Source organism: Cohnella mopanensis, assembly GCF_022352055.1.
GTDB lineage: Bacteria > Bacillota > Bacilli > Paenibacillales > Paenibacillaceae > Cohnella > Cohnella mopanensis.
This window is the reverse complement of sequence record NZ_JAKRWM010000029.1, coordinates 20,277-42,010: the sequence shown is the minus strand read 5'-3', so window position 1 is coordinate 42,010 and position 21,734 is coordinate 20,277. Positions and strand designations below refer to the sequence as shown.

The 21,734-nt window shown below is 45.4% G+C and carries 19 protein-coding genes; 4 read left to right on the top strand and 15 right to left on the bottom strand.

Annotated features, from left to right (window positions below; genetic code table 11):
- Positions 1-6: 6 nt before the first annotated feature.
- The 6 genes from L3D05_RS25065 to L3D05_RS25040 all read right to left on the bottom strand — a co-directional run bounded on the left by L3D05_RS25065 (position 7) and on the right by L3D05_RS25040 (position 5,556).
- The gene (locus L3D05_RS25065; protein WP_239619117.1) at positions 7-780 is read right to left on the bottom strand and encodes an ABC transporter permease; all 774 of its coding nucleotides are present in this window, start codon (positions 778-780) and stop codon (positions 7-9) included.
- Positions 781-835: 55 nt separating this feature from the next.
- Positions 836-1,159: a GntR family transcriptional regulator gene (locus tag L3D05_RS25060; protein WP_239619116.1), complete on the bottom strand. Its 324-nt coding sequence runs from the start codon at positions 1,157-1,159 to the stop codon at positions 836-838.
- Between the two features lie 150 nt (positions 1,160-1,309).
- Positions 1,310-2,323, bottom strand: a complete 1,014-nt coding sequence (locus L3D05_RS25055; protein ID WP_239619115.1) for a glycoside hydrolase family 130 protein — start codon at positions 2,321-2,323, stop codon at positions 1,310-1,312.
- Positions 2,324-2,362: 39 nt separating this feature from the next.
- Positions 2,363-3,199 carry a carbohydrate ABC transporter permease gene (locus L3D05_RS25050; RefSeq protein WP_239619114.1) on the bottom strand — a complete coding sequence of 279 codons (837 nt, stop codon included), beginning with the start codon at positions 3,197-3,199 and terminating at the stop codon, positions 2,363-2,365.
- The gene (locus L3D05_RS25045; protein ID WP_239619113.1) at positions 3,199-4,083 is read right to left on the bottom strand and encodes a carbohydrate ABC transporter permease; all 885 of its coding nucleotides are present in this window, start codon (positions 4,081-4,083) and stop codon (positions 3,199-3,201) included. Before L3D05_RS25045 ends, L3D05_RS25050 begins: the two co-directional genes overlap by 1 nt.
- A gap of 99 nt (positions 4,084-4,182) precedes the next feature.
- Positions 4,183-5,556 carry an extracellular solute-binding protein gene (locus L3D05_RS25040; protein WP_239619112.1) on the bottom strand — a complete coding sequence of 458 codons (1,374 nt, stop codon included), beginning with the start codon at positions 5,554-5,556 and terminating at the stop codon, positions 4,183-4,185.
- A gap of 219 nt (positions 5,557-5,775) precedes the next feature.
- Here L3D05_RS25040 and L3D05_RS25035 point away from each other — a divergent pair, with 219 nt between their 5' ends.
- Genes L3D05_RS25035 through L3D05_RS25025 form a run of 3 tightly spaced genes read left to right on the top strand, consistent with a single transcriptional unit; the run spans position 5,776 to position 9,509 of the window.
- On the top strand, positions 5,776-7,527 hold the full coding sequence (locus tag L3D05_RS25035) for a sensor histidine kinase (RefSeq protein WP_239619111.1): 1,752 nt from the start codon (positions 5,776-5,778) through the stop codon (positions 7,525-7,527).
- A gap of 3 nt (positions 7,528-7,530) precedes the next feature.
- The gene (locus L3D05_RS25030; protein WP_239619110.1) at positions 7,531-9,144 is read left to right on the top strand and encodes a response regulator; all 1,614 of its coding nucleotides are present in this window, start codon (positions 7,531-7,533) and stop codon (positions 9,142-9,144) included.
- A 26-nt stretch (positions 9,145-9,170) separates the two neighbouring features.
- Positions 9,171-9,509: a ribosomal protein L7/L12 gene (locus L3D05_RS25025; RefSeq protein WP_239619109.1), complete on the top strand. Its 339-nt coding sequence runs from the start codon at positions 9,171-9,173 to the stop codon at positions 9,507-9,509.
- A gap of 80 nt (positions 9,510-9,589) precedes the next feature.
- Here the strand turns inward: L3D05_RS25025 and L3D05_RS25020 are convergent, their stop codons facing one another.
- Positions 9,590-10,438, bottom strand: a complete 849-nt coding sequence (locus tag L3D05_RS25020) for a formylglycine-generating enzyme family protein (protein ID WP_239619108.1) — start codon at positions 10,436-10,438, stop codon at positions 9,590-9,592.
- 362 nt (positions 10,439-10,800) lie between these two features.
- Positions 10,801-11,436, bottom strand: a complete 636-nt coding sequence (gene xynA, locus L3D05_RS25015; protein ID WP_239619107.1) for an endo-1,4-beta-xylanase XynA — start codon at positions 11,434-11,436, stop codon at positions 10,801-10,803.
- Positions 11,437-11,713: 277 nt separating this feature from the next.
- On the opposite strand from xynA, the gene L3D05_RS25010 reads away from it, so the two are divergent.
- Complete coding sequence (locus L3D05_RS25010; RefSeq protein ID WP_239619106.1) at positions 11,714-13,138, top strand: MATE family efflux transporter; 1,425 nt, start codon at positions 11,714-11,716, stop codon at positions 13,136-13,138.
- Between the two features lie 44 nt (positions 13,139-13,182).
- Here the strand turns inward: L3D05_RS25010 and L3D05_RS25005 are convergent, their stop codons facing one another.
- The 7 genes from L3D05_RS25005 to L3D05_RS24975 all read right to left on the bottom strand — a co-directional run bounded on the left by L3D05_RS25005 (position 13,183) and on the right by L3D05_RS24975 (position 21,562).
- Positions 13,183-13,890, bottom strand: a complete 708-nt coding sequence (locus L3D05_RS25005; protein WP_239619105.1) for a DNA alkylation repair protein — start codon at positions 13,888-13,890, stop codon at positions 13,183-13,185.
- A 50-nt stretch (positions 13,891-13,940) separates the two neighbouring features.
- Positions 13,941-15,770, bottom strand: coding sequence for a cyclic nucleotide-binding domain-containing protein (locus L3D05_RS25000; RefSeq protein WP_239619104.1), 1,830 nt, complete (start codon positions 15,768-15,770; stop codon positions 13,941-13,943).
- A 140-nt stretch (positions 15,771-15,910) separates the two neighbouring features.
- Positions 15,911-16,528: a hypothetical protein gene (locus L3D05_RS24995; RefSeq protein WP_239619103.1), complete on the bottom strand. Its 618-nt coding sequence runs from the start codon at positions 16,526-16,528 to the stop codon at positions 15,911-15,913.
- A gap of 206 nt (positions 16,529-16,734) precedes the next feature.
- A complete protein-coding gene (locus L3D05_RS24990; RefSeq protein WP_239619102.1) occupies positions 16,735-17,829 on the bottom strand; it encodes a carbohydrate ABC transporter permease in 1,095 nt (364 codons plus the stop codon).
- 1 nt (position 17,830) lies between these two features.
- Entirely contained in the window at positions 17,831-18,919 is a 1,089-nt protein-coding gene (locus L3D05_RS24985; protein WP_239619101.1) for a carbohydrate ABC transporter permease, read from the bottom strand.
- 81 nt (positions 18,920-19,000) lie between these two features.
- Positions 19,001-20,395, bottom strand: coding sequence for an ABC transporter substrate-binding protein (locus L3D05_RS24980; protein ID WP_239619133.1), 1,395 nt, complete (start codon positions 20,393-20,395; stop codon positions 19,001-19,003).
- Positions 20,396-20,551: 156 nt separating this feature from the next.
- A complete protein-coding gene (locus tag L3D05_RS24975; RefSeq protein WP_239619100.1) occupies positions 20,552-21,562 on the bottom strand; it encodes a LacI family DNA-binding transcriptional regulator in 1,011 nt (336 codons plus the stop codon).
- Between the last annotated feature and the right edge of the window lie 172 nt (positions 21,563-21,734).

Genomic DNA, 21,734 nt, shown 5'->3' with positions numbered 1-21,734 from the left:
CTAAAGCTAAGCAACCGCGCCTCTTTTTATTATGCGAAGACTGTGCCAGACGAAAAAGCCGCTAAGGACTAATAGAGAAACGCTGCTAACGTATAAGCCCTTAAGCTCGCTATAATGGATCTCTTCACTCATGCGATAACCGATCACGTTGATCGTAATCCAGATGGCTGCGACGATAGGCGCAAATCCGTAATACTTCCTGCTCCGCTCGCACAAAGCCCCGTAATAGAAACCTGTCGCGGCGACCAAAAATATCCCGAACGTAGATAACATCCGGCTGAAGCTTAACGGCAATAACAGACGGAAAAATTCTGACCGAATCATCGCCAGGAAAAATCCGTTATGCATGACGAACTGCCCGTCGCCGTAACTTCCTACCTTATCCGCATAGAGCGCATAACCCAGACGGATACTGATCAATTGAGATGCCAGAAGCATAAGCAGGCAAGTCGCGAACACGAACAACTTGCTGAAATACAACGCTTCTCGCTTCACCGGAAGCGTCAAATAATTATAGATGCTCTTGCTGCCCCAATAATCCGCGTATACCGTCTTCAAGAGAAAGGCGAAGATCAAGGCAAGAAATATCACAAACCACATCACGTTGCCTGATGATATATACAAATCCTCGAATCGGGCATTCACGGTATGCTCATTATAATTTTTCAACTTATTAGGCAGAACGATCAGCGGCATTATGATGGCCGCGATGCACAGAATCGCGGTGAATACGAGCCACTTGGCAAACTCGATATTGATCAAACGGTATAAGCCTTTCATTTCACAATAGCACCTCGATTGTATTATGTGTGTAGTACAACCAATCTAAAAAAATTTATTCCCAATGTTTGCTGATGAGCTCGACGACCGTCTTGAACGACAAATTGACTTCTTTAGCCGAATCAATGAATGATTTGACGAGTTCCCTGGTCAGTTCATCTTCTATCTGGCGTAAAATGTTCTCATCGACATAAATCACGCTTCCTAGCGTGCTGCTAGTACGCACATAACCTTCATCTTCCATGAGCTTAAACGCCTTCTGGACCGTGTTCGGATTAATGCTCAACTGGGCGGCGATCTCCCGCCTGGACGGCAGCTTATCGCCGGAAACTGCCCTGCGCAATAAGATTTGCCGCTTCACGTATAAGGCTGCTTGCACATAAACAGGATCCTTATGATTTAATTTCAATTCATAGAAATTCAACACGCCATCTTCACCCGCCTCAGCTCTCTTTTGTATTATCATACTAATACAACTAAAATGTCAACGGTGGATGCCTCACTTAAGGAGGCATCCACCGTTATTCATTTAACTATTAGAAAAGATATAATCCAGCAATTCATTTACATCTACCGTCGCCAGTCCAATACTTGTATCGCAGCAGCCATAATACATATACAGCGTGTCTTCTTGAATAAGATTTGCCGTTGGAAAAACGACGTTGGGTATAACAAGACCGAATCTTTCGTAATACTGTTCCGGTTCCATAATATGAAGTTTGGATCTTGCGGTCACCTTCTGAGGATCGTCAAGATCAAGCAACAAGGCGCCTACACGATAGATGGATTGGGCATCCACTCCATGATAAAGCACCAACCATCCTTTATCCGTTCTTAATGGTGTAGCCGCCGCGCCGATTTTGCTTCCTTCCCATTCGAGGTTCTCTGCTACAGCGACTAGCTCAGGCTTGGACCACTCCAGTAAATCTTCCGAATAGGATATCCATATGCCCGGCACATCTGTGCCGTATTCCTCCCCGACATACTGCATAGGCCTTCTCAATATTGCGAATTTCCCGTTTATTTTCTCCGGAAATAAGGCGTTATCCCTGTCGTCTATTTCTTTGGGGGTTGTATAGCATAGATGCTTAAAGCTTACTCCGTCCTCGGAGATGGCGATTCCTGAACGAGTGATCATCGGCTCGACATGGTTAAGAGCCCACTCCGGATAATGATTCGGATAATAGTCCGGAACCGCTATTCCGGTTGGCCAACAGTCGAATCGATAGGGCTGCAGCGCATAACACATATAATAAATTCCATCTATGATTACGACCCTGGCATCCTCGACGCTGCCTCCGGGAAATCCGAGCATATCCGCTGTAAAAATAGGTTTGTCCCCTACTAGGCGAAAATCGATTCCGTCATCGCTTTCCAACAATCCAATGCTGGTCTGGAACGGCTTGAGAGATCCTGCCGCCCTCTCGTACATAAAATATTTCTCGCCATTGAATACAACCCCAGGATTAAAGGTAGCCACTTTTCTCCAATCATGAACTCCGGGAACTACAATGGGATTATTAGGATGTCTTGTTACTTTCATATTCGTCTCTCCCCACTAGATGTGAAGCCATTAACTGCATCAACCTTTGACGGCTCCTGCAGTCATGCCCTGAATGATATTTTTATTAAAGATAAAATACACAAGCATGACGGGTAATATAGATAGGACCATAGCCGCCATTAAGGTTGTATAATCCGACGTGTACTGGCCATAGAAGTTGGTCAGCCCTACTGGAAGCGTCTTTAAAAAACTTTTGGTTACAAGCACGAGCGAGAAAGGAAACTCATTCCAAGTGTCCAGGAAGGTTAAAATAATGACCGTGGAAATAATCGGTTTGCATATCGGCAGCACGATTTTGGTCATTGTATAGGAGGTTGAAGCACCGTCCATATACGCAGCCTCGTCGAGTTCTACCGGCACTGTCTTAATAAAGCTTTCCAACAAAAAGATAGGCAGCGACAGCCTTATCGCGATATAAGGGAGAATCAGAGTGTAAAACTTATCGTACAGTCCGAATATTTTAAATTGAAGAAACAACGGGACGATTAGGCCATAGACCGGAATGAGCATACCTGCGATGAAAAAGGTATAGATCAAATTCCTGCCTCTGAATCTAAATCGCGACAAAACATAAGCGACGCAGAAGGATAAGAAAACAACGCAAACGACCGTAACTAAGGTGTTAAGCGTACTGCTGATGAAATATTTGTACATTTCACCTTCCACGAATGCCTTGTAATAATTGTTAAATTGCAGGTGGGTAGGCAATGAAATAGAATTGAGCATAAAATCGTCCTTGGTTTTAAGCGACGAATAGGCGATCCAAACAATCGGGAATATGCAGGATAATGAAAAGACGGCCATGATTGTATTAAATACAAATCCTCCCGCTCTCCTAAACATTCGTACGGGCACTACTTCTTCACCTCCGCCAACCACTTAAAGACTAGAACGAGCCCAAAGCTTAATATAAACATTCCTATCGTCACTGCGCTGCCATAGCCGAGCTGCATGCTTGTAAAAGAAGTTTTGTATGCGTACTGGGCCAGCACCATAGAGCTTGTCCCCGGACCGCCGCCCGTTAATACGTAAATATGGCTGAACACTAACATATTAGATGAGATGCTCAACATGATAACCACTTTTATCGTGTCGTATATGAGCGGGAAGGTAATATAGATAGCTTTCTTAATGCCGGTACATCCGTCAAGCTCGCAGGTTTCGTAAATATCTTTGGAAATCCCCTGAACTGCGGACATAAAAATGATCATAGGGATTCCTAAAAATTGCCAAATTAACGGTAAGGTTACGGCATAAATAACGACTTTGGGATCGTCCAGCCAAGGCATGATATAACTATCCAACCCGACGCTCTTTAAAACCGTATTCACGATCCCATAATCTTGGCTGTACATCATTTGCCAAATGAAGCCTACGACTACTGCCGACAAGACGACCGGAAAAAAAATAACCGTCCTATGGAACTCCTTTAGCCTCATCGCTTTCGACATAAAGAGCGACGTCAATATAAATGCCAAGCTCATTTGAAAAACGATCGTAAATAACAAGATAATCAAATTGTTATGGAACGATTCCCAAAAAAGGCTGTCTTTCATAAGAAAGCGATAATTATCAAATCCTATGAACGCCTTAGTAGGTCCGCCGGTCCAATCCGTAAGACTATAATAGAAGGAAAGGATAAGAGGGATAATCATGACAAAAGTATAGATAGCGATGCTGGGAACCAACAGCCATAACAAAGTGGACTTTTTTATTCTTAGTGAATTCCCATGATTCATTGTATTTTTCTCCTTAAACACGATTTGGGAATCCTTGGATTCCCAAATCGCGTTGAACGTTTCCTGTCTCTAATGCTTATCTAATGAACTCTAATTCCCCTAGTTTCCTTTCTCATATTCCGTTTGAATCCTCTTAGCGAGTTCTTCAGGGGATACCGAATTAATAAGCAGATCCTGCAGCCCTGCATTCATCTGGCTAATTAGAGCAGGACTCAAGTAAGAATCGTAAATCGGCGTAAACTGCAATTCCGCTGATAAGTCAGCATATTTGACAGCCAGCGACTTCACATTGCTCTTGTCATAATCAGCAACCTTATAGGCAACAGGCTCGCCCTTCTCGGCAAGATCTTTGGCAAATTCCGCTCCGCTAATTGCCTTCAACACTTTAGCGATAGCCTCTTTCTTAGTTGCATAACCCTTCACGCCCACCGCGTAGCCGGATCCTGCGCCGCCCGAGGTTGCTTTCGCCGCGCCCTTCCCTCCATCAACGGACGGGAACACAGCGACTTCGGTATTCTCAGCGATTTCTGGTGGTGCGGCCATTACGGCTCCGATTGCCCAACTTCCTTCGAGGAACATCGCAGCCTTTCCATTGAAATAAACCGTCTTCTGTTGGTCGTTGTTGATACTGTTCATATCTTTATTAAAGGCGCCCATTTTAGCTAATCCTTGTAGTGCCGCCAAGCCATTCACGAATTCAGGGTCCGTGAATTTTGCGCCAGCTTTGTTATTAATGCTTGTAAACCAGTCGGAACCGGTAAATCTGTCTCCCAACGCGCTTAGAACACAGGAATTAGCAACCCACTGTTCCTTATTCCCTAGGGCGATTGGAGTAATGCCTAATGCTTTAATTTTCTCGATGGCGCTTTCAAACTCAGCCCAAGTCGTTGGGAAGGTTTCTACGCCAGCATCGGCAAATATCTTCTTGTTGTAATAAATGACAGAGGTCGCAAGCATGGAGAAGGGAACGCCATAGATATGTCCCGCCGTGCTTAAATCATTGAAAGACGTAGGTAGAAACCCTTCTTTCCATGCCACGTCATCGGCAAGAATTTCATCCAATGATGCAACCGTCTGATTCTTAGCGAACATAGCCAGCTCCGAGCCTTTACTAATAAAGATGTCCGGGAGATCATTAGAAGCAGCTAACGTTTTCAGCTTCGTATAATAGGCATTCTGATCTCCGATGGATTCTTCTTCAACGATGATATCGGGGTTTTCTTCTTGAAACTTAGCAAGCGCCGCTCTTACGGACGTTGCTATGTTTTCCGTATTATCCTTCGCCCATAGATTCATAAAAGTGACTTTTACTTTCTCGTTCGAAGACTTCGAGGCCGGCGACGGATCAGCAGCGGCTTTGCTAGGTTCTGGTTTAGTTGCATTATTATTCGAACCTCCGCAACCTGCTAAGAACGATACGGCTAATGTTAATACGATAAGTAGACTCACAAATTTAGAATAGTTTCTGTTCATGACTTCCTCCTAATGAGTATTGAATTTGTTTAATTCGCAGGCCTGCTTATTTCTTTACACTCTGATCTTAAGCTCTGATCATCGTTAATAACAGGCGACAAATCTATAATAATATCCGTAAATTATCCGAATTACCTTCAGTGGCCAGAATGGTCGCATAGAGGGTTGAGTTATTCGATATTATCGTCTATTATTACTTTCTAATTGGCGATAATTGGGGTGAACGGCATCATTAAAAAAGTTTTTTTCAGCCTACAGTATAAGTTTATGATCTTTTCCCTGCTCATCACGATCATCCCCCTCATTGTTGTAAGCGCTTTCTCTTATATCAAATCAACTGCCGTTATTGAAGATAAAGTTAGCTTATCTAATTTTAAAACAAACCAGCAAATTGCTGAAAATATTAACTTTGTTTTTAACGAAATGATTAACTCTTCTACCTTTTTGTTGCAAAATAAAGAGTTTATTAAAAATCTCAGGCGATCAAAAAGCGAGATCCTTCAATCTCCGAATTATTTATTAGCCGCTCAGAACGCCGTAAACAATTTCGTAGTATTCAAATCCAACATTGAATCTATCTATGTAAAAGGGCTGAACGGCCTGGTGTTCGACTCTGCAAGCAACACCAACCTTATCAATGGATCGCTGCAGCAGCAATTGTTCGAACTGCGTGGCGAAGGACTATTGATCGCGGACGAGGTGACAAGTTACGACAATACCCGAATAAAAGTCATATCTTTCGTAAAGGTCTTTAAAGATATCGATGATCTTTCCTCCAATCTAGCGATTGTCAAAATCAATATCCTCGAGGACGAAATTTCTAAAATATATAAAGACAAGTTGTTGAGTTCGAATAGCGATTTCTTCATCATCGACGAGCATAAAAATATTATTTCTTCTTTGAATAAGGATAAGCTAGGAACGAAGCTAGACCACAAGCACGATGATCCGCGGCTGTATTCGGGAGAAAGCGGCTATTTCAACGCCTCTTTGGACGGCCGCAACTATATTGAAACCTATTATAATTTGTCCCGTCCAGGCTGGAAATTAGTAAACCTGGTTCCTATGGACGAGTTATCCAAAGATTCTAAAACGATTAGAAATTTCACGCTTTATGCTGTCGCGGTTGGCTTCGCCTTATGTTTTTTTATGATCATTCTGTTTTCCTACAAAGTTCTAAGTCCTTTAAATCAAATAAGAAAAGCAATGAAGTTACTGGAACACGAAAACTTTAATATTAATATCAAGGTAAAGGGCAATGATGAAATCGCGCTTATCGGCACAAGTTTTAACCAGATGTCCAAGAAATTAGGCGAGCTCATAAATGAAGTGTATACCGTTCAAATCAAACAAAAAGAGGCAGAGCTAAAAGCGCTTCAGGCACAAATCAATCCCCATTTTCTATACAATACGCTGGATACGATTTATTGGATGAGCAGAATGGAAAAGGCTCATGAAAGCTCCAAACTTGTTCAAGCCCTTTCGAAGCTGTTCAGGCTGAGCTTAAATAGCGGAAACGAATTTACGACCGTAGAAAATGAAATCGATCATCTAAAATACTATATCACCATTCAAGAGAAACGTTTTGAGGATCTGATTCATTTCAGCATCAGCGTTTCGGAAGAAGTGCTCCAATGTAAAGTCGTCAAGCTTGTTCTCCAACCGCTTGTTGAAAACGCCATTAAACATGGAATTGAAAAGAAAGGAACCAAGGGAACGATTGAGATCAAAATCTATAAGGAAAACGAAGATCTAATCTACATGATTGCGGATAATGGCGCAGGCGCGGATGAATCGGAATTGAATTCGTTGCTTTCAAAGGTAGAAGAAGGAAACCGGGGATTTGGAATTAAAAACGTGAACGACAGAATTCATATTTATTTCGGCAGCCATTATGGAATTAAATTTACGACATCACTGGGGAACGGCACCATAGTAACCGTAACGCAACCGTTTATTATAGGGGGTTAGCACATGATCAAGCTCATGCTGGTTGACGATGAACCCATCATCAGAAAAGGAATTCGCACATCGATCGAATGGGACAAGGTCGGAATTGAAATCGTCGGCGAAGCATCGAATGGCGCGGATGCAATAGAGAAGGCTATGCAGTTGAAACCCCACATCGTCATAACCGACATTAGAATGCCGATTATGGACGGTCTTGCTTTGTCAGGTCAATTGAAAAATCAACTACCCGGTACTAAGATCGTCATTCTTAGCGGTTATGAAGATTTTGAATATGCAAGGGAAGCGCTCAGCCTTGGAGTTACTGAATATTTACTAAAACCCGTTGGCGCGGAGGAATTGATTTCCCTCATTACAGTACTTAAGGATGAAGTCATCGAAAAGGAAACCCAAAAGAACATTCGCCTTTCGTATGATTTAGCAATTAACGAAAATTCCCCTCATATCAAATCTAATTTTATTATTAAGATATTAAAGGGAGGATTTCCCGACGCCCCTTCCATATTAGAAAGGGCCAAAATATTGAATCTAAACCTAACGGATTCTGAGTACATCGTCTTTGCTATAGATATTGATGATTCTATTAATACGATTGAAGATAGGTACATGGCCAATAAAAATTTACTTCATTTTTCCGTGATGAATATTGCGGAAGAAATATTGCTTTCGAAAGCATCGGGACTGGTCTGCTACAGCGACTCCGAGCATTTAATAGGTCTTATTAATGCCAAGAACGTTACAGAAACGTTCATGAACAGCATATTCGCCGATATTCAGTACTGGATTAATAAGTATTTGCGCTTATCCGTTTCCATCGGCATTGGTGAAATGAACAACAGAATCATGGATATCAACAACTCATACTCTGAAGCCTACGCCGCCTTAAGACACAAAATATATAAAGGAAAAAGCAGCATTATCCATTATAGTGAAGTTAAAGATTCTCAATTGTCCATGTCCACCCTATACCCATCCGAAGAAGAAAAAGCCATTCTACACAACCTTAAGACGTTAAATACAGATGGTTTATATGAGACGATAAACATGATTTTCTCCAAATTTCGCTCGAGCCATATGGCTGCCGAAAGCATCAGAAACATATGCAGCAGGTTGATCGTGATCTCGATCAGCAGTATCGAAGAGATGGGCATCAACATCCAGAGCAGCTTGAGCGCTGATTTTAACCCTTATACCGAAGCTGGGAAATTTGAGATTCTTGACGATCTGCAACAATGGGTAATCTCTATTTTTGATATCATCATTGCTCACCTTCAGGATAATAAAACTTTAAAGTTTAAAAGCATCATTAGTCTTGCCTTAAAATATATAGAGGAAAATTACCAAAAGGATTTAAGTCTTAGTGATATAGCTAGCATCGTTTATGTCACACCTAATTATTTAAGCCGTATTTTTAAGGAGGAAGTGGGAATCAATTTTACAGGCTGGCTCAACCAGTTCAGGGTGGAGAAAGCCAAAGATTTACTTAAGGATGCCGGAGCCAAAACCTATTCGGTTGCAAATCAGGTCGGCTACAAAGATTATAAATACTTTTCTCATGTGTTTAAGAAGTATACGGGTTATTCTCCATCGGAGTATAAAGATATTGAAAGATATCAATAGTCCACATAAAAAGAGGGGGTTGCTGTATGGAAAGAGCAGAGATTGTGGCACTTATTTCATTATTGGTATCCATCTTGCTTATTGTTAAGCTAATACGCATGCAAGCCAGCATCAATGAATTGAGATACGATGTCGCACGTCTGGAGGGCAGACCGGAAGCTTATTCCTTATCCAAACAAGCAGCCGAGGCTCCCGTTTACGCGAATCCCCAATATCCCTTGGAACTTGCCCCGGAGTTGGAGCAGCGGCTACAGCTTCTGCTGGCAAGCGGCAAGAAAGTAGAGGCCATCAAACAATTAAAGGACGCCACCGGTCTTTCTTTGAAAGCTGCCAAAGATTACGTGGATGCTATGAGAAATCGCTAGGATAATAATTTCAAAATACGAATTACTTCCTGTTCCGCGAAAGCCAGCGCCGCTCACCCAGGTGACGGAGACGGCGTTATTTACTCGTCACGACACACACGAAAACCTTGATCAGGTCCCACCCCGTTCGCTTCGAAATTGCTCAGATAAGATAACTCGCCGACGTCGCCCATCCAACCGCCGCCCTTCACTACCCGGGTGGAACTGCTATTGCTTTCCAAGTCTCCGTACCCGTTCCAGCACCATTCCCTTACATTACCTGACATATCGTAAAGTCCTAACTCGTTGGGTTTCTTGACGCCGATAGATTTTGTTTTATTATGGTTGTTTTCTACCATAGGCCAGTTCCATTCTCCTGATAAGTATTTATCTCCGGCGTTTTTCCAATACCATGCTACTTCATCTGCATTATTGCTTCCGCTGTAGGTGTAACTCTTGCTCCTCTGACCTCCGCCTGCAGCATATTGCCACTCCGCTTCTGTCGGCAATCGGTAGCCTTTAGCTCCCGCATTGAACGTTACTGTCCATTTTATATTATCGTTTTCACTCTTGTTTTTCGGGTCTTTATTATTCTTGTCGATATTGTAATACGGCGTTAATCCCTCTTTTATGCTCCGTTGATTACAGTACTCCACAACGTCGTACCAGCTTACCATTTCTACCGGCAAATCGTCGCCTTTGAATTCTGAAGGATTACTCCCCATTACCTCAATCCACTCTTTTTGAGTTACTTCATATTTGCCGATATAAAAGTTCGATAATGTTACATTTTTCCCATAGTAGTTGGACTTTGCGTTCATAAAAGTCCCGCCTTTGACTTGTACAAAGTTATCAGGCATTTTATCAGGCTTTATATCAGACTTTTCTTGCGAACAAGCGCTGATAACAACCATTATTGCTATTAAAATGAAAAATAACAGCTTTCTCATTGATATGTCTCCTTTAAACTGATAGGAAAAATTATAGGCCGCGCCGGCTTACAATTTGCCTCCGGCAACGTCGAAGGCCGTTCCTCTTACGGGAAACGGCCCTCAACGCGTCCGGACTAACGGATCAAAACTAGAGGGGAACGACCTTCTGCCTGTCTCCAATTCATAGAGGTTCCCTCCGTTCCCAGCCGCGCCCCTTCAATCTTCTAAAAGATAATATTCAAGTAGCATGTAGGTTGTAGCGTTTTTTGATAGTTAAGGCCGCCGTCTGCGAGACCGGCCGGCCTTAACAATATCAATACTTTCTCATGACTCCGGAAACGGTCAGGCGCCCGTCAATTGCCCTGCTTGCAGATGACCTTCTACCACACCGTTACGTTAGAGCTACCGCTGCTTTGATATCCCTCTGTCGCTAGCACCTGGTAAGACCAACTGCTTCCCAGATTCATTCCTTTACTCTTCCATGCGTTAACGTGGTTGCTAAAAGTGATAGCGACGTTGCTGCCGGTCGCTCTCTTCGACTGGCGGACACTCCAGAACTGGGTGAAAGTTTTTGTCCCGTCAATGGAAGGAGCGTTGACACGCTGAGCCGTATAGATGTCGTATGTGCCACCATCACTGGACACGGTGCCTTTAAACGTTCCAGTAGGTCTATAAGTGCCCCAGCTATCAACGACGTAATATTCGATGAGTGAGTTTCTCGTCCACCCATAGAGAGTCAAGTACCCATTGCCGGATGGCGCCCAGACGCCGGCATTGTAGTTTATTGTCCTAGATGGCGATCCGGTATTCCAGCCTTTACCGACTACAAAATTACCGGTATTCGACCAGTTAACACTGTAATTGCCACCAGATCCATTCGTAGCATTTACTGTCCCGCCACCATCGGTCCAATTTTGCCAGTAGTCTGTCGCTGCATTTGAGGTTGCTGCAAACAAGCTAAAGCTCATTGAAGCCGCAATAAATACCGTCAAAATTTTCTTATTAAATTTAAACATAATTTACCTCCTAAAATATTTTTATTTGTCGCTACTTACCTACATACTACTGGAATATTACCTTTATAAATCTCTCCCCTTTCATTTTTTTGTCGGTAGATTAAAAGACAATTTATGTCTTCAATGTATAAATTATAGAAGGTAAGCGCATACATTACTACTTAACAAACTAAAGATGTACCCCTATATTATTAACAACTTTTAGAAACCGTCGAGGAACTGAACGGGTCGACTTTTACAGACTACGGGGATAGGAGTAGAATACAGGTATTCCTTCATGTCATACAAAAAAAGCAGTGATGATCGATTGAATCCGACAAACGGAGCACTGAGGAAAAGAACGGATTTTCTGCTGAACAAGTACTTCACGGGAAACTCGATGGACTACAAGCAAATATTCGGGATCACCTTGCCCATATTCGTCGATACCGCGTTTATCGTCCTGATGAGTATTCTGAATACCGCGATGATCAGTTCCTCGGGCGTCGCCGCGATCAGCGCCGTTAGCACGGTGGACACGCTCAATATTTTCATCGTCAGCATATTTATCGCCGTAGCGACCGGAGGAACCGTTATCGTCGCTCAGTACAAGGGCAGCGGGAATCGCAGAATGGTCTGCCGCGCCGCAGCGCAGGCGATTACGGCCGTGACCTCCTTCGCGCTGTTGATTAGCGTCATCGTCATTCTCTTTCATAATCAAACGTTGGACCTGTTGTTCGGCAACGTAGATAACGACGTATTTGAAATGGCGACCCTATTCCTTATAGGCAGTTGCATTTCGTTTCCGTTTCTAGCCGTGCAGCAGGCCGTCGCCGGAGTATTGAGAGGCGTCTCCGAGACGAAAGCGAGCCTGGTTCTCTCTCTCATTATGAATCTTTCCTATCTCGTTCTGAATTTCGTCTTCATCAAAGGCTTCGATATGGGAATCATCGGGCTCGCGATTTCTCTAATCGTAGCCCGAGCAATCGGCGCGGTCGCTTCGATCGTCTATTTGCTCAAGTATAACCATACGCTGCACTTCACCCTGAAGAGGCTGCTGAAGCTCGATGCGGGCATTCTGAAAAAGATGATGTTCATCGGACTCCCGTTCGCTGCCGAGCAGATGTTCTTCAACGGGGGAAAACTGTTAACGCAAACCTTTATCGTGCAGCTCGGCACGTTGGCCTTGACCGCCAACGCAATCAGCAACTCCATCTCGATGCTCCTTCAAATCGGAGGCAGCACGCTGAGCGTCGCGATCGTGACGGTCGTCGGCCAGTGCATCGGAAGCCGGGATATTCAGGATGCGAGGAAGTTTATTCGCTCGTTCCTTTGGTTGTCCGTCATTCTCTTTCTCTTGCTCGCCGGTATCATTCTGCCTCTATTCCCGTTGCTGGTAGACTTGTACGCTTCACCCGACGAGATCGTACCTTCGATCTTTAAGCTTGTGCTGCTGATCTCCGTCGCGCAGCCTATCCTGTGGGCGCTCAGTTTTATTCTGCCTTCGGCCTTGCGTGCGGCAGGCGACTCGAAGTTCACGTCGATCGCTTCGTTGCTTTCCATGTGGCTGTTCCGGATTATCCTCGGTTATATTCTGGGCATCACCCTCGGCATGGGGATTATCGGCATCTGGGTCGCCATGGTCGCGGAGTGGGGCGTGCGCGGAGTGATCTTCTGGTTGCGCTTCAAGGGCGACAAGTGGTATAAGCATAAGTTGGTATAAAGAATAAGACCAACAGGAATCTCTGTTGGCGAAGAACCTATTGTTTAACACCTTACATATTTGCGTTTGAAACCCAGTTGGCTTTTAGCTACTGCTTTTTGAATATTTTCTGCAGCGTTCAGAAACTTGCTTTTTGTCTTGTCCCGTTTGACTTCTACCGGGCCTAATGCCTTTGCGGTCTCGACCGCCTTATCATGGAGCGGCAGATAGGATACCCCCACGGTGTAAATAAAATTATTCATCGCGTATTTAGCTCGTTCGGGACAATCGTGAATCGTATTTTTAACTAGTTCAAGCAGATTAGCCAACTTACTTTCGGAAAATTCACCGTCCGGTCGATTGCCCAATAGCCAGCAGTAACAACTCCAGCCTGCCGACATTCTCAGTTCTTCGCCGCTTGCGATCCATTTATCGGCAACTCCTTGCGCAATTTCTGTTTCTGCCAAGGTTACTGCAACGACATAATCGGACAGCATATAAAAATAAGCCGCATCCATCCAGCGCTCAAAATCCGCTTCCGTCATTGCTTTAGGGTCGGCAATGATGCCGGCAAAGTACATGGTGTCGTAGTTCCCCGTGGAGTAAAGTTGTTCGGCCAACGGTTGATTTAGTTTAATTTTCTTGGCGATCGGCTTCATATCGCCCGTTGCCACGCCAAAAAGCGGCTCGTGCGCGCCATTGGAGATATACATTTTCTTGAGTCTTTCCTTGCCGAGAGCTTCGAGCTCCTGCATGACCGTTTCTAAATTCATTGTTTAACACTTCCTTCTTTGTGTCGGTTCAATTTTATATCCCACGCGTTTTATGGCTTACCCCCGGCTCGAATACGCAAAGCTTGCCCACAGCGCGTACAATATCGGCTACTCGGCGGTGAATACGTGCCACATCCCGTACATAGCAAATCCGCGTGACTCGATGAGGCTCCAACTCGCGTGTCTTCAGGATTTAAAGCACGTAATGTGCCAAATTCAAGCTGTCGTCCACGTCGAATAAGCCCTAGTAATAAACCAATGCCGATAGCCCCAATAGCCCCCATTGCAAGCAGTCTGAGACTTCCTGATGAGTAAGAATAATTCCACAGCGTATGAAGGCTTATAGAGACAGCGAAAAAACCGAGAAACATCCCTATTCTTGCCCATCGATTACGTTGTTGAATATGTAATGCCGTATGCTTCGCTAAACCCATCCACAGTCCAACCGCAGCAATCGCTGTCCACGTACCGTGTCCGAATGGAGATAACAACGTACGTACCCACAACACAACGAGCATCGATAATGAAGAATCCGTTTGTAGATTTGTCCAGCCATACAATATGCTCTCGATCGCCGCAAACCCCATACCTGCCGCGGCGCCGAACACAATAGCATCCATCAAAAATCGAACCTGATTACTACGCAAAAGAATGAAAAAAACGAGTAGCTTACAGCCTTCCTCCACAATCGCTACGATTATCGGGTTATAGAAAGAGCCTAGAAACGGCGGGGCAACAGATGGAGCAACCATCCACAATTTTTCCAAAGCAAAAGCGGCCGGGATCGCCACAAGCCCAGTCAATAGAAAGATCATCGCTAAGCGATAACCGCGATATCCGAGGATTTGTTGATTTCTTACATAAGCCACGAAAGTAACAGGCCCAAACAAGCCACCCATGAGCAAAACAGCGATTTTTATCCCAAGATTCGAAACGAAAAAGGCTAGAAACGATAACCCAACAAATCCACAGCCTAACCACAGTAAGTATGCAATCCACTTGTCTTTTACTTGCGGCAGTTGATCTTGCTTTTCTTGTTCCGCCTGTTTGAATTCTTCTGGATTATAGGATGCGGTAACGGATTTCAATAATGCTGGATTCCGAATACTTAACATGGTCAATAATTGATGCTTCACAGGCTTATAATAAGTTAATATCGACTCAAAGAACGACTGGTCCAGCGTTAATAGCTCACAATCTTCAAGCGCTTTTACTTGATAAAATGCCGGCAAATCGGTCAGCAATTCCGTTTCCCCGAAAAAGTCGCCTTCCCGAAGGACCGCATGTTTCCCTTTGCTGCGTATTTCTACACTTCCGCTATTAATCATATATAGGGAGGTTATCGCTTCACCTTGACGCACGATCGTGTGTCCTTGCTTGACCGTCTCTAATTGCGAGATCTCGGCAATCCCTCTTAACTCCGAATCGGGAATCGTCGACCAAATCGTCGCTTTCCTTAATAAACTATGGATATAGCGCAATCGTACATTAACTAGCATACTTTGATAGAACAATGGACTTAGATCCGCTAATCGTTCAAACAAACTATAATCAAGCCGAAATGCTACTACCTGCTCCATAGCTACAATCGAAGCCGAGCGAGGCTCTCGCCGAATGAGTCCCATCTCGCCAACGATTTCACCCGCTCCTAGCTCCGCTAGTGTTAGAGTCTGTCCAACAAGATTCCGACTGGTTACTCTCACGCGTCCTTGCACAAGAATATAACAATCCGATGAGGGGTCATTCTCTACAAATAAATACGATTCCGGCTCGAAGGTGTGAACTTCAATCGTACGTGCAACCATTTCGATTTCTGGATCCGGAATCCCTTGTAACAAGGGATGTTGCCGCAGCCATTTCTCAACAGCCTCTAAGTCCACTCATTTCCTCTCCCTACCTTCTTATACGCCTATTTTACTATTATCGCGGTTAGAGTGTATATCATAAAAAATAGGATTGCAGATCAGGTATACACGATACCAGCCCCGCAATCCTATTCACTCAACTCGCTCAAACTAGATTAGCGCATATTCCCAATAATTGAACTACGAGAATCCTGCATCTTTTTAACGAAATTAGTCATGACATCAAAAGCTTCGTTACGTTTGTTCGTTATCGACTGTAACCTTAGCATGTCCATTTGTTGACTATTACCTAGCGAATCAATCAATTTCTTAACAGAATCAATCTGCGCGTCTACTTCGCCCTTCGTCTTCGGTGTTCCCATCATTCCAGCAGCCGAATACAATTGACTTAAATTGCTTTGTTCTTGGCTAGTGACTACTGCATTAGCTGCTGCACTCGCGCCCAATCGGCCTTGTACTTGATATAATCCCGACAGCATAGAATTCATACGGGCCAGCTGTTCATTTCTCGCTTGTACGGCAGCAATTTGCGATTTCACTTGTTCTTCTAGTAGCTGCGATCGTTGCGCTTGTACCGCCGCAAGGGCTTCTTCAATCCCCATTCCTTGTAAATCCACTGACGTAATTCCCGCTACCGTGTTTTGTACGTTCTCTCCCGTGATCGTTTCCTTCACCGCATTATACACATCGTCATTATACAACAGAGCCCCCCCTGCCAATACGCCAACAACAAAAGTGCTTAACGAGGATAAAATAAGCTTTTTATTCATCATGAACTCTCCTTCCTCAATTCCCATGTCTAACAAACCCCGACAATAGTACCGACAACATTTTACCATATATTACTTATATCTGATAGAAAAAAGCAGAGAAAGCTTCTCTGCTTCGACAAAACATCTCTTCTTTTGCAAACTACTTAAATCAGACGAAAAAAGAGGGGCAAATTGCCCCTCTTCCTTCTCCACATCCCCGTTTGATGTCACCCTTTGACCGAACCGCCCATAAGGCCTCGAACGAAGTAGCGCTGCAAACCGAAGAACACGGCCAACGGCATGAGCATCGAGATGAACGACGCCGCCGTCAGCAAATGCCAGGCGTCTCCTCGCGATCCGGCCAAATTGGCTATCTTCATTGAAAGCACTTGTACGTCCTCCTGTCCGCCCAGGAAGATAAGGGAAACCAAATAATCGTTCCAGACCCATAAAAATTGAAAGATGCTGATCGAAGCGATCGAAGGAACGGCCAGCGGAACGATTAGTCGGGTGAAAATCGTAAAGTTCGTCGCTCCGTCCATGAACGCTGATTCAAACAAATCTTTCGGGAGCTGGGAAATATAAGAATACATAAAATAAGTAGCAAGCGGCAGACCGAAGCCCGCATGCGCGATCCAAATGCCGAGAAACTCCCCGTTCAAGCCGAGCGCGGCATAATCTTTGGATATCGGAATCAATGCCACCTGCAACGGAACGACGAGCAGCATGATGACGATAACGAACAACGTTTTGCGCAGAGGGAACTTCAACCAAGCAAAAGCGTAGGCCGCGAACGTCGCGATTAGAATCGGAATGAGGGTCGCGGGTATCGATACGACGAGCGTATTAAGGAAAGCTCGGGACAAATCGCTGCCCTTCTCTTTCTTCACGCTACCGTCCGGCTGCTTGAGCTCGTAGGTTTTGCCGGTCAATACGCCCTCGTAGTTGTCTAACGTAAAGTTTTTGCTCATCGTCCAACCGGGTTCCTGAACATTGATCAGGCGAGCGCGGCGATTTTCCCAAATCAGGCGGGAACCGTCCGGCGCTTTGATCCCTGCGCGAAGCTGCTCGTCTGTATACAAGGTGCCCTTCACTTCGATCTGCTGTTGGAGATCCGTGTCTTTGGGCAGCTGGATTTGCTCTTTTGTCAGGTTTCCCCTATGAGGTACGACCGTCCACCATCCGGATTTCAAAATATCGGAAGCCGGCCTGAAGGAGGAGACGAGCAAGCCGACCGTCGGAACGAGCCAAATCAAGCAAATGATCGCCAGCGTAATATTAACGATGCTTTTGGAGCCTATACGGCGCGTTCTTCGTTTCATATTAGATTTCCCCCTGTCTCCGCATCTGACGTAAATTAAATACGATCACGGGAATGACTGCGATCAGGAGGACAATGGCAAGAGTCGAACCGTATCCATTGTTCTGAAACATGAAAAATTGCCTGTAAAACTGGGTCGCGACCACTTCGGTATCATACTGACCGCCCGTCATGACCATAACGACGTCGAATATTTTTAACGTGAACACGATTATCGTTGTCGTTACCGATAGAAGCGTCGTAGCAATGAACGGGATGATGATGCGGAAAAAGATGCGGAATTCTCCGGCGCCGTCCATGCGCGCTGCTTCCAATATTTCTTCCGGGACCCCTTTGAGCGCGGCCGAGAGAATAACCATCGCGAACCCCGTCTGCATCCATATCAGGATCGCGATCAGAAACAAGTTGTTCCAAGGCTGCGTCATCGTCGTCCAGGCTTGGGGTTCTCCCCCGAAGGACACGACGATCGCGTTCAGAAGCCCGATCTGATCATCGCCGGGCTGATAGTAATAAATGAATTTCCAAATGACGCCCGCCGCAACCATGGAGATGGCCATCGGCATGAAGATGATCACCTTGGCCAGCCTTTCGAAGCTGCTGCGATCCGCCAAGACGGCGATCAGAAGCCCAAGAACGATGCATGCCGTGGCGCCGAACACGACCCACAGCAAATTGTTGCGAAGAGCCGTCAACAAGATCCTGTTGGTGAATACCGCGACATAGTTGGCCAGTCCGACAAACTTATCCGAGTTCTCGTCTTGAAAGCTCATAACCAACGTCCGGATCGTAGGGATGAGAAGCAGCCAGCCAAGCAGTCCGATTGCCGGACCGATGAACAGAAAGGGCTGGATCCTTCGTCTCCACGTATTCGAATATTGTTCGATCACCCAGTTCAAGGACCAATAAATCAGGTATACTCCACCGACTCCCCACAGGATGGCTAATATCGCATAAACGACCGGATGTAACGCGCTGTCCCGAAGGAAGATGAAAATACGCCAATGCACGAATAGGTTCAGCAGCGGTACAAGAACGGACCACATGGCAATTAACGGCACGCCGCGTTTACGAGCGGAAGCGTTTAGCATCATCGATCTTCCTTTCATAAATAAAAGACGGAGGGCTTCTATCGGAAACCCGTGGATGCCCTCCGTCCGTTCGTTTATTGCCTGTTATTTCTTCCAGCCTGCCTGAATTTCCTCTATGGCCTTATCAAGACTAACCGTACCGCTCACATAGTCGGTCATGCCTTTCCAGAACGTACCCGCGCCGACTTCGCCAGGCATCAAGTCGGAACCGTCGAAGCGGATCGTCGAGGCGTTTTTCACGAACTCAGCCATTTTGCGCTCTACGTCGCTCGTATACCAGGAAGGATCCGCATCGTTCATCGGAGCGATAACGCCGCCCGATTGAATCCACGTTTTGATCGATTCGCCGGTCGTGAAAAATTCCATAACCGCGCGAACTTCCGGACGATCGTTGAACATGGCGTAGATGTCGCCGGCTACCAATGCCGGAGTGCCGTATTGTGGGTCGATCGAAGGAAGCGGGAACCAATCGTAATCTTCCCCGGATTTCAAGCCTTCCGGGAAAAAGCTGGTAATAAAGCTTGCTTGGCGGTGCAACCAAGCTTTCGGCGGGTTATCGAACAGCACTTTCGGCGCGTCACCGAAACTTGTCGTTACGATCGATTTCGTGCCGCCGTATACCGCGCCCTTTTTCAGCCAGATATCGGACATTTTTTGGACCGCGTTTTTCACGATCGGATCGGTGAAAGGCAGCTCTCCTTTTACCCACTTGTCGTAATTCTCTCCGGAAGTCGTACGCAGCATAATGTCTTCAACCCAGTCGGTAGCTGGCCAACCGGTAGCCGCTCCGGATTCGATGCCGATCGCCCAAGCCGGATCTCCGTCCTTGGCGATTTGATCGGTTAACGCCAACAGTTCATCCCAAGTTTGCGGTACTTTATAGCCAGCCGCATCGAATTCCTTCTTGTTGTACCACACAAGGCTCTTCACGCTGCTGCGCGCCCATATGCCGGCCATGATTTTGCCATTCGCGCCGTCCATTGTCGCCATGTCCAGCCAGCTCTTGTTGTAATTAGATTCCAACTTCGCCTTGTCCATGAACGTCGAGACGTCGATAACTTTGCCCGTCTTGGCGATATTCGCGAGCAGGCCCGGCTGAGGGAAATCAATGATATCCGGAGCATTGTTGCCATCGACGCGCACCTTAACGGTAGCTTCGAATTCTTTCGTACCTTCATATGCGATATCGATACCGGATTTCTCTTCGAAAGCTTTGATCGCTTCCTCGAACTTCACTTGGTCTACGTCCACGAATGGACCGAACATCGTTACTTTGGTGCCTTTATACTTACCTGCCAATGCTTCTTCAAGCGGGCTTCCCGCCTGGGAAGGCTTAGCGCTTTCGGAAGCCGAAGGTGCCTTGGAGCTTTCCGAAGGCGCGCTTGGGCTAGAAGATTCGTTGTTATTGCCGCCGCAAGCGGAGAGAACCATGGAAACTGCCATAATCGAAGCAATGGTCAAGCCGAACTTCTTTTTCATAATCAATTAACTCAGCCCCTCTTTTAGATTAGTTAATGATTGCCCGCGATTGCATGACTCGTGTATGCGTTTCCAAAACTTTTTTCTAACACCACCTCCTTCAATGAAATGTATATGCTCGATTCTGAAAAGCTTTTCATAATGAACTAAAATAAATTATGGAACGATCAACCTTGTGGAGGCGCGTACCACGATTTCGTGGGGCACGATTTCTCGCAATATATCATCCTCTTCGCCGCTAATTCTCGCATGCAGCTTCTCGACGGCCCTATGACCGATGTCGTACATCGGCTGAGCAATAGTGGTGAGCTTCGGAATGCTCGTTCTTGACATTCGAATATTATCGAAGCCTATTACGGATATGTCCTCCGGCACACGAATTTTATTCTCGTGAAGGTAACTCATCAATCCGATCGCTAGAATGTCGGATGCCGTAAATATTGCCGTAACATCTGGTGCCTTCTTAAACAACTCCTCTGCCGCAGCATAAGGATCGTGATCGAATTCGTTTATAAAGCAAATGTTGTCTTTGCTAAATTCCAAGTTATATTCCCTCATTGCCCGGACGAAACCTTGATACCGGGTCATTCCGGCAATGCTGTCGCTTAGGTCGAAGCTAATCATGCCGATGTTGCGGTGACCGGAGTCAATAAGGAATTTGATCGCGTCATACGCCGCTTGCTCGTCGTCGATCTTAACGGAAGGCAATTCATACTCCATCGAGTGGGTGGAGACGAGAACGACGGGCATATTCAGCCTTTGCAATTCTTTATAATAGTCGGGGTATATCGGATTGCTGGTGTAAAGAATTCCGTCGACCTGCTTCTCGTAAAAGGTGTTCAAGTAGGAGAACAATCGATTTCGATCTGAATCCGTATTGCAGATGATAAGACTGTAGCCCAATTTCTTCGAGGCATCCTCCATCCCTCGGATGATATCAGCATAGTAGGCGTTCCGAATGTCGGGAATAACGACGCCGAGCGTATGGGTCTTTTTGTAGATCAGCCCTCTGGCTAGCGCGTTAGGCTTGTATTTGAGTTCCTCGATGGCGTCCAACACTCGCGTTTTTTTGCTTTTCACTACTGTATCGGGCGCATTCATAACCCGGGATACGGTACTGATCGAGACATTGGCCAACTTAGCGACATCTTTAATCGTAGGTTTCATCCATACCTCGGCCTTTTTTGGATTTGAAAACCTTTTCATGATTTCTTGAAACCAATGATAACGCTTTCAAAAATAGCTGTCAAGCGTTTTTTATGTTCGTGAAGTACGCTTTGAGAGAAGCGTTTTCGGCCGTTGATAGAAGCGCCTGCTGAAGGGTATAGAGACGCAGAAC